The following is a 13,867-nucleotide window of genomic DNA, read 5'->3' as shown; positions in this document are numbered from 1 at the left end:
TAACCCGTCCATCCATGGACTGCGCTGACGCATCGTAGGCTGGGCTGACAAGCCCAGCGTGCTCCACCTTCAAACGTACAATTGTCGCGGAACGGAACTGCTGTCTCTTGAATGCTGGGCTTGTCAGCCCAGCCTACGTGTCGCCAAGCACAGCCTACGACACCGTCCGTAACCGCAAGAGCCCAGAGAATGGATAGCAAATGACTGAAATAGACAGAGATACGATCAAATGCGTCTTGATGGGAACGGAGGACGCGGTGATTCAGCATCGGTTCGTCGAACGATACTCAGATCAGCTCGAACAGTTCCTGGACCACATGGCAATTGCCTTTACTGAATGGCGCAATCTTGATGCGCAAATTTCGAAGGATGTGCCAGGTGCTCACGTGTCGGCATTTATTTATGGCGCGTTCCATCCACATGTTGTGGCTATGAAGTTACTAATTAGCGGTTTGCTGGTTCCTGCTGGGAATTCTCAGCGTTACGTGCTGGAGAGTTTGGCGGCAGCATTGCTCTTTTCAAAACCGGCGCTTGGCTTTTTACAGCGCCACATAGACAATCAATATTCGCCTTCGAAGGCGGTTAGAGACGTTCGAAAATACGCAGATGATTTGAATTTGAGCCTTAATCGAACGTCTCTGGATATGCTTGAGCGCCAGTCAAAGCTCTACAGTAAGGCGAGTCATCCAACTATGTTTTCTTTCGCTTCGTTCATAACACACGACGGAGAAAAGTCTGTGCACGTGCTTGGCGGGTGCTTCGATCCGGGTAAGGAGTTTGTCTACAATAAAGAGATTGCGTCCCGCGTCAGCCTTGCCTCGATTTTTCCTAACATCGTTCAAGGTGTGAGACGAAACTATTGTGGCGCAGCATAGAAGCAGTTTTTAGTTGAACTCTAGTCACCTGTTCAAGCGCAGTCCATGGATGGACGGATTCGTGGAAGAAACGGCGCCTTTCGCGGCGCCGAGCATCGCAGGCTGCGGCGGTTAATGCCCGCAGGGGCACGCGCACGATGCGCGTGCGTGAGCGAACGCACAGGGATGTGCGTCAAGCGAACCCCGCCGCAGCCGAGAAGCACAGGGGATTCTGATTCGCACGATGCGAATCAGAACGCCGCGTCTGGCGCCTGGCCTTTTGCCTACTTTTGGGCAATGCCAAAAGTAGGGCGCTCGCCGCAGGCGAGTGAAAGCTCTGCTCTTGAGAGGGATAAGCAAAGACACTGGATTCCGGCTTTCGCCGGAATGACGAGCGAAGAGGAAGTTACTCGCCGAGCGTCAGCAGCGAAGCATTGCCTCCGGCGGCGGTGGTATTCACAGTCAAAGTACGCTCAGTCACGAAGCGCAGCAGGTAATGCGGCCCGCCGGCCTTCGGCCCAGTCCCGGACAAGTTTTCGCCACCGAACGGTTGCACGCCGACCACGGCGCCGATCTGGTTGCGGTTGACGTAGCAATTGCCCACTTTTGCTCTTTGTACAATATGTGCAATTGTGGAATCGATGCGGCTGTGGATGCCGAGGGTGAGGCCGAAGCCGGTTGCGTTGATCTGGTCGATCACGGCATCAAGTTCGTCGGCCTTCCAGCGCAGCACGTGCAGGATCGGGCCGAACACTTCATGGGTGAGTTGTGACAGTGACTTGAGCTCGTACGCGCGCGGCGCGAGGAAAGTGCCGTTGGCGATTTCGGGTCCGACGGCGACTTGCTTGATCAGCCTGGCTTCGCTGTCCATGCGCTCGGCGTGGTCGGCGAGGCTCTTGCGTGAGGGCTCATCGATCACCGGGCCGACATCGGTGGAGAGCAGGCCGGGATCGCCGACCTTTAGTTCGTCCATCGCGCCAGACAACATCGTGATGACCTTGTCGGCGATATCGTCCTGCACGAACAGTACGCGCGCGGCCGAGCAGCGCTGGCCGGCGGAGTCGAATGCGGAGGCGACGGCGTCCTTGACCAGTTGTTCGGGCAGCGCGGACGAATCGGCGATCAGTGCGTTCTGGCCACCGGTTTCGGCGATCAGCGCGGCGATCGGCGCATTGCGCGCGGCGAGCGTGCGGTTGATCGTCCACGCGGTTTCGGTCGAGCCGGTCATACATACGCCGGCGACCTCGGGTCTGGTCAGCAGCGTGTTGCCGATCATCGAGCCCTTGCCCGGCACGAACTGCAGTACGTCTTCCGGCACGCCGGCTTCGTGCAGCAATTTCACCGCGGCATGACCGATCAGCACGGTCTGGTCGGCGGGCTTGGCGATCACCGCGTTGCCCGCGGCGAGCGCAGCGACCACCTGGCCCATGAAGATCGCCAGCGGGAAGTTCCACGGGCTGATGCAGACGAACACGCCGCGTCCATGCAACGAGAGTTGATTCGATTCGCCGGTCGGGCCGGGCAGCGCGTCGGGCTGGCCCATGAGCTTGCGCGCGACACCGGCGTAGTAGCGGCAGAAGTCGGCCGCCTCGCGAACTTCGGAGATCGCGGCGGGCAGCGTCTTGCCGGCTTCGCGCACGAGCAGGGCGACGAACTCGGCACGCTGCTGTTCGAGCAGGTCGGCGGCGTATTCAAGCACCTTCGCGCGCGAAGCAACCGGCAGATGATCCCACGCCGGCTGCGCGGCGACGGCGTTGCCGAGTGCACGCTCGACCGTGGTCGCGTCGGCTTGCTGCTTGGTGCCGATCACACGACGCCGATCGGACGGATCGGTGACGCTCTGCTTTTCGCCGCTCGGTTTGGCGCCCGGCACCAGCGGCGCTGCGTTCCAGTTGGTCGGAGCGTTCGCGACCGCCTCAGCGAGTGCGCGCAGTTCATTGTCGTTGCCGAAATTCACGCCCATGGAATTCTTCCGTTGTAAACCAAACATGTCGATCGGCTGGGGGATACGCGGATGCGGTTTGCTGGCAAAGCCGCGCACGATATCGACCGGATCGGCGACCAGATCCTTGATTGGCAGCGATTCGTCGACGATACGATTCACGAACGAGGTATTCGCGCCGTTCTCGAGCAGGCGGCGCACCAGATACGGCAGCAGGTCCTCGTGCGAGCCGACCGGCGCATACACGCGGCAGGGCACATTCAGATGCCGGGTGCCGATCACCTCGTCGTACAGGTCCGCGCCCATGCCATGCAGGCGCTGGAACTCGAACGGACGGCCATGCGCGAGATGGAAAATCGCCGCGATCGTGTGCGCGTTGTGCGTGGCGAACGCCGGATAGAACGCATCGCCGTGTTCGAACAGGCGCCGCGCACAGGCCAGATACGACACATCGGTGTTGGGCTTGCGCGTATATACCGGATAGCCGGCGTGGCCACCTTCCTGTGCGCGCTTGACCTCCGAATCCCAGTACGCGCCCTTGACCAGGCGCACGCAGAAGCGCCGCCCGGTCTTGCGCGCCTGCTCGGCGAGCCAGTCGATCACGAACGGCGCGCGTTTCTGATACGCCTGCACGGCAAGACCGTAGCCCTGCCAGCCATCGAGCGAGGGGTCGGCATGAACTGTGGCGATGATATCGAGCGACAGTTCGAGCCGGTCGGCTTCTTCGGCATCGACGGTCAGACCGATGCCGTTCTTCTTCGCCAGTTGAGCGAGTTCGAGCAGCTTGGGCGTCAGTTCCGCATGTACGCGCGCGCGCTTGGCGACTTCGTACCGCGGATGCAGCGCCGAGAGCTTGATCGAGATGCTCGGTGCATCGAGCACGTCGCGAACGGGGCCGGCGTTCGTTCCAGACGACGCCGGCACTCCGGCATCCCTGCCGTCGCCGCGCGCACCCAATGCGGCGATGGCATCCTTGTACGCCCGGAAATAGCGTTCACCGTCCGGTGTGGTCAGCGCACCTTCGCCGAGCATGTCGTAGGAATAGCGGTAGGTGCGGTTTTCCTTTTCCGCAGAGCGGTCGAGCGCTTCCTTGATCGTCCGCCCCATGACGAATTGGTGGCCCATGATGCGCATCGCCTGGCGCACCGCGAGGCGGACCACCGGTTCGCCGGTGCGGCCGACCAGGCGCTTGAACGCACCGATGAAATTGCGCTGGGTTTCGTCGGCCAGCGAGACCAGCTTGCCGGTCAGCATCAGGCCCCAAGTGCCGGCGTTGACGAACAGCGAATCGCTCTTGCCCAGATGCGATTCCCAGTTCGCCTCGCCGAGCTTGTCGGATATGAGCTTGTCCGCCGTGGTCTTGTCCGGAATGCGCAGCAGGGCCTCGGCGACGCACATCAGCAGCACGCCTTCCTCGGAGGAAAGGTCGTACTCTCGCATGAACGACTCGACCGCCGACTGTTCGTGCGCCTTGGCGCGCACGCGCGCGACGAGTTCGGTGGCGCGCGCCAGCACCAGATCGCTCTCGACCGGCGGCAGCGCCGCCTCGCCGAGCAGTTCGTCCACCGCTTCGGTTTCGTCGCGACTGTACGCCGCGGTCATGCGCGCATGCGCGGCGTCGGGCGTGGCGGGAAGTTCGGGGCTGAGGATTTCGCTCACGGGTTGCGTAACCAAAGGCGCTGCCGGGCTGCGTAGTTTAGCAGCGCGCGCAACGCCGTAGATGTCGATTTCGGCGCCGTTGGCACGCTGGCTCGGGCCAATCTTCTCTTGTGCACGCGCCCTTGCTCGCGCAGCCGGCATCCCTATAATCGGCACGCTGGGAGGACAGAGCCATCCGCAGCAAAGAGAAAGCCACGTCGCTGGTAATTGCACATCTGGCCGGGGTTTCCCAGCCAACGGTGTCGCGCGCTCTGCGCGGCAGCCCGATGGTGAACGAGATCACGCGCCGGCGCATCGAGAAGATCGCAACGGAGCTCAATTACAAAGTGGACAAGAACGCCTCCAATCTGCGTTGTCAGCACACCGGCACTCTGGCCTTGTTGTTCTTCGAAGATCCCGCGTCGGACGACTCGCTGATCAACCCGTTTTTCGTGTCGATGCTCGCCTCGATCACGCGAGCCTGCGCGCTGCGCGGTTACGATCTGCTGATCTCGTTCCAGCAGCCGACCAACGACGACTGGCAGGCCGGTTTCGAGGAAAACAAGAAAGCCGACGGCGTCATCCTGCTCGGCTACGGCGACTATCTCGACTACCGCACGCGGCTCCAGCACATTGTCGATCGCGGCACGCATATCGTGCGCTGGGGTTCGGCGGTATCGGGCCAGGCCGAGATTTCGGTGGGCTGCGACAATTTCCAGGGCGGCCGCGATATCACCCGACATCTGCTCGAACGCGGCGCGCGGCGCATTGCGTTTCTCGGCGATGCGTTGCCGTCGTACCCGGAATTCCTCGAACGCTATCGCGGCTACGAGGCCGCCTTGGTCGAGTACGGCATCAAGCCGGACCAAAGGATGCAGGTCGGCGCGATTTCGTCCGAGCAATCCGGGCGTGCGGCGACGCAGACCCTGTTCGAGCGCGGCGGCAACTTCGACGCGATCGCCTGCGCGAGCGATCTGATCGCGATCGGCGCGATGAAGGCGTTGCAGGTGCGCGGACTGATCGTGCCCGACGACATCCTCGTCGCCGGCTACGACGATATCCCGCTCGCGGCCTTCGTCAATCCAAGTCTGACCACGGTGCAGCAGGACACCAAGATCGGCGGCGCAATGCTGGTCGAGACCCTGCTCAGGTCGATCCACAACGACGAACCGGTGGAGAACCAGACGATACCGGTCAGCTTGGTGCTGCGGCACTCCACCGACCGCGGCTGAGGCCTCCCGGCTGCGCTGAATTCGTATGCGGTAAATTGTTTGTGCGTTTGCGCATCGCTACGCTGGCGGGTGAGCGAGGGATAGCCCCGAGCACGTCAGAGCAGCCATGGCCCAGCAGCCGATCAGCGCCCAATCCCGTTTCGTGAATTCCACCAGCCTGCTGGCAGCGGCGCTCGCGTGCCTCGTGCTCGCGGGCTGCCCGGCGCCGCGCCACGACGTCGGCGCGCCGTCGACGCACGCGGTTGAACCGGCTTGTTTGCCGTCGCCGTTCGCCACGCCGTTGTTCCTGCGCGGCTCGATGAGCAATTGGGCGCTGGACGACGACTACGAATTCCAGTACCGGTGCAATTCCTACGTGCTCAACGTGAATCTTGCCGGCACGCAGAGGTTTCGCATCACCGATGCTGCCGCGACGCCGAACACGACCTTCGGTGCCGCGCCCGGCGCGGCATCGATCACCGCGCAGACGGCATTCGACTTGCGCAAGGGCTCCGACCGCGGTGGCGCGAGCGATCTGAAATTCACGTTCGCCGGCGAACACACGATCCGGCTGGCATTCGAGCGCACGCAAGACGGCGGCGTCGCGCTGCCGAAGATCACGATCGGTCAGAAAGATTTCGACGATCCGGCCGCTGCGCCGGTGACCGATCCGGTCGCGCTGAGCCTCAAGTTCGATTCGCGCGGCTTTGTCGACAAGGGGCCGTTTGGCGCAGTCACGGCGGGCACAGCGGTCGAATACAACCTGAGCGTCTTGCCGGGAGTCACGCAGGCGACCCTGGTCGTGCAGCGCCGCCGGCTCGAAGGCCCGCAGGAAGTTCTCGATTACAGCGACGTGGCGCGCGTGCCAATGACACGCACCACGCAAGGAGAGCGCGAATCTTGGCATGGCAGTTATCGCTATGCCGATATCGGCATCTACGGTTACTACTTCGAGGTCGAAATCGGCGGCAAGACCTATCTCTACGAAAACAACAACGACGCAATCTACTGGACGCGGGAAAAGGGTTCCGGCGGTCTCGGCAAAGTCGAAGGTACAGGCGATCCGCTGCAGCGCATTCGGCGCTACCGGCAAACGGTCTATCGCGAGGATTATCACGTCCCGGACTGGGCGAAAGACGTCGTCTACTACTACATCTTCCCCGAGCGCTTCCGCAACGGCAATCCGCGCAACGATCCCAAACCCGGCGTCGACGTGGACAAGGACAAGGGCATCGAGTTTCACAAGAACTGGCTCGACAAACCTTACCTGCCGCGCTCGGGCGATGGCTCCGACGACGTCTATGGCAACGATTTCTTCGGTGGCGATATCCAGGGCATCATCGACAAGCTCGACTACATCGCCGGTCTCGGCGCGAACGCCTTGTACATCACACCGATGTTCCGCGCCGCGAGCAATCACAAGTACGACACGGCCGACTACAGGAACATCGATCCGCACTTCGGCAGCAATGCCGACTTCGTGCGCCTGACGAAAGAGGCAGCCAGGCGCGGAATCCGCGTGATTCCCGATACCTCGCTCAACCACACCGGCAGCGATTCGATCTATTTCGATCGCTACGATCACTACGACAATGTTTCCGGCGGCCCGGGTGCGTTCAAGGGTGGGAAAATCCGCCCCGATTCGCCGTATGCCGACTGGTACAAGTTCGATCCGAGCCAGACCGATCCGGACAAGCAGTATCGCGGCTGGAGCGGTGCGCAGGATTTGCCGGAGCTCAACAAGGCCTCGCCGAGTTATCGCAACTTCGCGTTCGGCGCGCCCGATTCGGTGATGAAACTGTGGCTCGATCGCGGCGCTTCCGGCTGGCGCATGGATGTCGCGCCGTGGGTCCCCGACGAGTTCTGGCGTGAGTGGCGCGCGGCGATCAAGCAGAAGCGACCAGATGCGCTGACCATTGCCGAGACGCAGTTCGACGCCTCGAAGTTCTTCCTCGGCGACGAATTCGATTCGACGATGAACTACATTTTCCGCAACGCCGTGGAGGCCTACGCCAACGGCGCCAAGGCGAGCGTGGCGTATCGCAATATCGAACTCATGCGCGAGAACTACCCGCCGCAGGCGTTCTACGCGCTGATGAACCTGCTCTCCACGCACGATACCGCGCGCGCGCTGTTCGACTTCGGCTATCGCGATGAGAAAACGGACGCCGCCACGATCGCGCTGGCCAAGCAGCGGTTGCGATTGGCCGTGTTCTTCCAGATGATTTTCCCGGGCGCGCCAGCCGTGTTCTACGGCGACGAAGTCGGCGTGACCGGCGGCGACGATCCGTTCAATCGCGTGACCTATCCGTGGCCCGATCTGGGCGGCAAGCCCGACAATGACCTGCTCGCCGAGTACAAAAAGCTGATCAAGCTGCGCAAGGACCTGCCCGTGCTGCGGCACGGCTCGATCGAGGCGCCGGCGTATATCGACGAGCATGTCATCGTACTGGTCCGCCGCGGCGAGGGCTGGGCGATTACCGCGACCAACAACGACAACGCGCCGCGCACGGTGACCGTCAAACTGCCGGCGGATATGCGCGCGATGAAATTCACCGACGCGCTGACCGCCAAGGTGTCGGTCGCGACCGACGGCGCCATCGAACTGACCGTGCCTGCGCTTTACGGCAGCGTGCTGCTGGCCCAGGGCACGGCGCAGCCGAATGTGCATGTGCTGCCCACGCCGTTGACGATGCCCGGCCTGGATCGCAAGCGCACGCTCCGCGTCTACCTGCCGCCCGGCTACGACGCGTCGAAAAAACGCTACCCGGTGCTGTACATGCACGATGGGCAGAATCTGTTCGATGCGACGACGGCGTATGCGGGCGAATGGGAAGTCGATGAAACCCTGAATGCGCTGGCCAAATCACGCGGGCTCGAATTGATCGTGGTCGGCATCGACAACGGCGGCGAACAACGCATCCACGAATTGAACCCGTGGGACAACTCCAGGTTCGGCAAGGGCGAAGGCAGGCAATATATGCACTTCCTCGTCGACGTGGTGAAGCCGTATATCGACCGGAATTATCGAACCCGGCCCGACCGCGCCGACACCGCGATCATGGGCAGCTCGATGGGCGGCCTGATTTCGCAGTACGCGATCGATCGCTACCCGAATGTCTTCAGCAAGGCCGGAATTTTTTCACCGGCCTACTGGCTGGCGCCTCCGGTGTTCGATTACGTGCGCACCCGGCCGCCGCGCGCCGACGCAAAATTATACTTTTATGCGGGCGGCAAGGAGGGCGAGGGCATGGTCCCCGACATGCAGCGCATGGTTGATCTGCTGCGTGAGGAGAAGCACCCCCAGAAAAACCTGTCGGTCAAGGTGAATCCCGATGCGCAGCACAACGAGGCGGCCTGGCGTGCGGAGTTTGCGCTGGCGGTCGAGTGGCTGTTCGCCAATTGAGAGCGGTGCAGCGCGGCACGTCGGCGGCGAACGCAGCGACGCGACGCGCGGGATCGTATGATGCGGCGATGGCCAACATAGCGACGACGACCTCGCCGATCTTCAATACGAGTCCGCGCATAGAGCGGGTTGCACTGTCGGGCGGCGCGTTCTGCCTCGTGATAGACGACGCGTTGGTCGAGCCAGAGCGCGTCGCCGGTTTCGCGCTCGCGCAGGCGCGCGAATTCCGCAACGTCGACTTCAACGCCTATCCGGGCACTTACCTGATGCCGCTGCCGGAGCTGGTCGAAGCGCTGCGCGTCTTCTTCATCCAGCATTTGCGCCGCTTCTTCGACGCGCGCCGCGTCGTTTCCGCACACTGCCGCTACAGCCTGGTGACGCTGGAGCCCAACGCGCTGCGGCCGTATCAGTGGTTCTGTCATCGCGACAACCAGCGCGTGGTGCCGGGCGAATCGATCCAGGCCTCGGTGCTTTACCTGTTCCGCGACGCCGCGCTCGGCGGCACCGGCTTCTACGAACCGGCCATACCGCCGGACGCGCTCACCGCATTTTATGTCGATGCGAACACACTGTCGGTCGAAGCGTTCGCCGGCAAGTACGGCCTTGAGCCCGGTTACATTTGCGACTCCACGCGCTATTTCACCAAGATCGGCAGCGTCCCGGCGAAATGGAATCGGCTGATCTTCTACGACGGCAGCCTGCTGCATTCGGGCGATATCCGTGCTCCCGAGCGGCTCAGCACCGACCCGGCGCGCGGCAGGCTCACTTTCAACGGTTTCTTCGTCTCCCGCCGCAACGCGGCCTGACTTGCGCCAATAAAAAACCCCGCCGAGACATCCGGCGGGGTTGCATCAGGGCAGCAGTTTTTGTTTAGAACTTGTAGTTCACACCGAGCGTGACGTTGCGACCGTACAACGTGTATACCCGCGGCTGGGTATGGTCGTTGTAGAACTCCCGGTAGGGTTCGTTGAACAGGTTCTGTACCTGAAGCAGGAAGTTCAGACCCTCGTACTTGCCTGTGGGAATCGTATAGCCGAGCTGGAAGTCGGTGACGGTTTCCGCGCGGATATTATGCGTTTCGCGGTCGGCACCGAAGGCCTGGACCTCGCCAAGGAAGTCCGAACGATGATTGGCCGCCAGACGCACCGAGAAGCCGGCTTTTTCGTAATAGATCGTGCCTTGGGTGACGTATTTGGACAGGCCAGGGAAAGGCGATGACGGCGTGCCAGGTCCGTTCGGATTGATCGAACTTTGCGTATCGGCATAACTTGCCTGCACGCCGAAGCCCTCGAGCGGTTCCCACAGCACATCCAGCGGCATCGACGCAGTAAGTTCGAGACCACGCATATAGCCGCCGGTGCCATTGGTCTGCTGGCTTGATGTACCGAGATACGAGGCGGGCACGATGGTGCCGAATCCAGCCGACGACACGCCGGTAAAGTCATGCGCGCTGTTCTGGGTATAGACATAGGACTTGAGCGACTTGAAGAAATACGTCGCCGAAACATAGGCCTTGGTCTCCCAGTATTTTTCCCAGGAAAGATCGTACGCATCGGCCAGGAACGGCTTCAAGGCAGGATTGCCGCCACTGCCTTCGATTCGGCATCTGGGGATGATCGCGCCGGTGGCGGTATTGGTACATGTGGTGATATTGAGGTTGCCGGTCGGCTGTTGATTGATTCCATAATCGACGCTTGCCTTCATGTAGTCCAGGCGCGGACGCGCGAGTTCTCTGCCCGCTCCGAAGCGCAGGTAATTGTCGTCCGGCAGGCTCAGCACCAGATTCGTATTCGGCAGCACATTGCCATAGCTGGTGGTCGGCGACGTATACGAGTAGCCCTTGCCGCCGGACTGCGAAAACGCGGTCGAATTCTGCTCGGCATGCACGTACTGGACGCCGACATTGCCGCGCAATGGCAGGCCAGCCACCTCGGTATCGACGTCGGCCTTGATGTAGAAAGTACCGACCTTTTCCGTAACCGACCAGTCCTTGTTCAGGACGTCGTGTTGATTGTTGTTGTCCCTGGTCGGCAGCCCATCCGGGCCAAGGGAATATGCCTGGTTGTAAACGCAGGTCAGGTCCCAACTTACAATGCTCGGAAAGCCGACATAGCCCAGGTAGGTGGATGGAGTCAGGCAACTGCCGGGCACATCCGCCGATGCCGTCTTGCCGGCTTTAAGGTCGACGAAATACTCAAGCGAGTCGCGCGTCTTGGTGCGCTCGTTGTAGTTGATACCGGCGGCGATTTTGCTGATCGGGCCGTTGATATCGCGGCTCAGGTCGAAGCGCGCGGCTTTGAGCTCGTCGCTGGTGTTGGGGAACTTGAGATAGCCGTCCTGACCCCAGCCGCCCGAGTCGGTCAGCTTGATGATGTTCGGGTTGGCGTAGTTCAGGCCCACCTGGTAATGCGGCAAGCCGGTAGTGGTGTCCTGGCTGAAGTTCCACGTATCCGTGGCGCCGACGCTGCCGGGAACCGTGCCGGCATATTCCTCGAGCAGCGACTGTTTGCTGTTGGCCTTGGCGTAGCTCAAATCCGAGGTGGCGGTCCAGCCCTCGCCGAAGCGGAACTTGTTGTTCCAGCCGATCGACTTGATCTTGTCGTTGTGGTGGTCGAGCTCCTCGCGTAGCACCGGCTTTACGTTGGCCCAGGTGCCACTGACGAGCATGCCGTTCTGTACGACCGGATTGGACAGGATCGTACCGCTGCCCCAGGGCAGGCCGGCTTCAAAACCACCGTAGACCAGTTGCTGATTGAACTTGGAATAATACAAATCCAGCGTGCTGGTGAAGGCGTCGTTTGGCCGCCATTCCACTGTGGTCAACAGCGCATCGCGCGTGCCTTCGGTCGAATCGGCATAGACCTTGTTGCCGCCGAGTGCCTGCGCCGTGCCGCCTGCGGCGAGACCTGGCGTGCCCGCCGGAACGGTGACTCCGGTGTAACCCCACGACTCCCAGCGCGTGTCCTGCGTCGGCGTGTACAGCCGCGCGTAACCGATGGCGACACCCAAAGTGTGGTCCAGATACTGATCGATATACGAGGCATTGACACGATAGCCCTTGGAGTCGGTATTCGCATTCACGCTGCTGTTGGAAAGGGCACTGCCGCGCGCGCCGACCTGGATCACGCGCTTGTCGTAATCCAGTGGACGTACCGATTGCATGGCGATCGTGCCGGCGATGCCCTGGCCGACGAGCGCCGCGTCGGGTGTCTTGTACACGACCACGCCACTGAGCAATTCCGAGGGATATTGATCGAATTCGATGCCACGGTTGTCGCCGGTGGAAACCTGTTCGCGGCCGTTGAGCAAGGTGCCCGAGAAGTCGCCGTTGAAACCGCGCAGACTCACGGTCGATTCACGACCGCCGACACGCTGGGCAGTGAGGCCGGGCAGGCGCGCCAGCGATTCGGCAATCGAGTTGTCGGGCAGCTTGCCGATGTCCTCGGCTGAGATCGCCTCGACGATTTCATTCGAGTTCTGCTTGACCGAAATGGCGCGCTCGATCGCCGCGCGCACGCCGGTGACGGTAATTTCGCCGAGAGTGGATGCACTGTCGGCGCTCTTGTCCTTGGCGGGGGTGTTGGCGTTCTGCGCGTCCGGAGTCTTCGGCGCGGTGGTCTGGTCCTGGGCTGCGCTGCCGGTCTGATCGGCGTTTGGCAGAGCGGGACTTGCGGACTGGGCGGAGGCTGCGCCGCTCACGAGAATCGACGCAACGGCGAGCGCCAGCAAATTACGCTTGAGTACCATCTTTACCCTCCCCGGGCTGTTGTCAGTGCGGGCGCGCGTTTGATTCGGCGGGCCGTGAATGGTCAGAATTTCTTTCGTGGACGGCGAAATTCACACCGTTTTAACGTGCTGCTAGCCTAGTCGCAGAGCCGTATCCTTACAATTTTTTGCATACGTATTCATAGGTTTCCCGCATACGAATACATGCCGTCTTGGGTAGGCTTCCGGGTTCCGAACGAATCTCCGGCCGACTGGGAGTGAAGAGCATGCGATCCCGAAACCTCCGCTATCTGGCGATCGTCGTTTGCCTACTTACGTGGGTGGCCTTTCCGGCGCACGCCGCCTGGCAGACGCTGGGCGAGGTCGGGCAGAGCGCGCAAACCAGCGACGGGCTGACCCTGTCCACCGCGAGCGGTGCTGAGGTGCGCGTGTCCTTCGTCACGCCGGACATCGTGCGCGTGCGCATGAGTCCGCACGTGCCGTTTGCGGTGGATTTTTCGTATGCGGTCGAAGCCGGGACGCGGCCGGTCGTCAAATTCAGCGTCGACGATGCTGCCGATCGGACCGAGTTGCGAGCGACGAACGGCGCGCGCGTGGTCGTGCAGAAACGCCCGAACCTGCTGATCGCGGTGTACGACGCGCAGGGACGGCTTGTTGTCGCCGACGATCCGGCGCGGCCGATGGCATTCGATCCGGCCACCGGTGCGGTGGAAACCTCCAAGCGGCGCAGCGATTTCGAGCTGTACTACGGCTTTGGCGAAAAAACCATGCCGATGTCGCGCGTGGAGCAAGCCATCGTCAACTGGAACACCGACGCCGGCAACTATCCACCCGGACTCGATCCGCTGTATCAGACGATTCCGTTTTTCATCGCCTTGAACGACGGCCGCAGTTACGGCGTTTTTTTCGACAACACCTGGCGCAGCTATTTCGACATGGGCAAAACCGATCCGGCGCGCTACACCTTCGGCAGCGCGGGCGGCGAACTGAACTACTACGTGTTCATTGGCGGCGCCGAGCGCAGTCCGGCGAACGTGCTGCGCGACTACACCGCGTTGACCGGTCGCGGCGCGCTGCCGCCGATTTGGGC

The 13,867-nt window shown here is 61.8% G+C and carries 6 protein-coding genes and 1 pseudogene; 5 read left to right on the top strand and 2 right to left on the bottom strand.

The genetic code is table 11. The annotated features are described in order from the left end of the window. Nucleotides 1-200 precede the first annotated feature (200 nt). The gene (locus tag VIE67_RS12375) at nucleotides 201-875 is read left to right on the top strand and encodes a hypothetical protein (RefSeq protein ID WP_332026654.1); all 675 of its coding nucleotides are present in this window, start codon (nucleotides 201-203) and stop codon (nucleotides 873-875) included. 385 nt (nucleotides 876-1,260) lie between these two features. Here VIE67_RS12375 and putA read toward each other — a convergent pair whose 3' ends face one another. Further along, the gene (putA, locus tag VIE67_RS12370) at nucleotides 1,261-4,398 is read right to left on the bottom strand and encodes a bifunctional proline dehydrogenase/L-glutamate gamma-semialdehyde dehydrogenase PutA (protein ID WP_414707363.1); all 3,138 of its coding nucleotides are present in this window, start codon (nucleotides 4,396-4,398) and stop codon (nucleotides 1,261-1,263) included. A 230-nt stretch (nucleotides 4,399-4,628) separates the two neighbouring features. Here putA and VIE67_RS12365 point away from each other — a divergent pair, with 230 nt between their 5' ends. From VIE67_RS12365 to VIE67_RS12355, 3 genes are all read left to right on the top strand, one after another. Then, nucleotides 4,629-5,666, top strand: coding sequence for a LacI family DNA-binding transcriptional regulator (locus tag VIE67_RS12365; RefSeq protein ID WP_332026656.1), 1,038 nt, complete (start codon nucleotides 4,629-4,631; stop codon nucleotides 5,664-5,666). A 142-nt stretch (nucleotides 5,667-5,808) separates the two neighbouring features. Beyond that, on the top strand, nucleotides 5,809-9,051 hold the full coding sequence (locus tag VIE67_RS12360) for an alpha-amylase family glycosyl hydrolase (protein WP_332026651.1): 3,243 nt from the start codon (nucleotides 5,809-5,811) through the stop codon (nucleotides 9,049-9,051). A gap of 68 nt (nucleotides 9,052-9,119) precedes the next feature. After that, nucleotides 9,120-9,857 carry a DUF6445 family protein gene (locus VIE67_RS12355; RefSeq protein ID WP_332026650.1) on the top strand — a complete coding sequence of 246 codons (738 nt, stop codon included), beginning with the start codon at nucleotides 9,120-9,122 and terminating at the stop codon, nucleotides 9,855-9,857. 64 nt (nucleotides 9,858-9,921) lie between these two features. Here VIE67_RS12355 and VIE67_RS12350 read toward each other — a convergent pair whose 3' ends face one another. After that, the gene (locus VIE67_RS12350) at nucleotides 9,922-12,798 is read right to left on the bottom strand and encodes a TonB-dependent receptor (protein ID WP_332026648.1); all 2,877 of its coding nucleotides are present in this window, start codon (nucleotides 12,796-12,798) and stop codon (nucleotides 9,922-9,924) included. 245 nt (nucleotides 12,799-13,043) lie between these two features. Here VIE67_RS12350 and VIE67_RS12345 point away from each other — a divergent pair. Next, nucleotides 13,044-13,867, top strand: a pseudogene (locus VIE67_RS12345) (hypothetical protein); the annotation flags it as partial.

Origin of the sequence: Rudaea sp. (assembly GCF_036560865.1) — a bacterium.
Lineage (GTDB): Bacteria > Pseudomonadota > Gammaproteobacteria > Xanthomonadales > Rhodanobacteraceae > Rudaea.
This window is presented reverse-complemented; position numbering and strand designations above follow the sequence as displayed.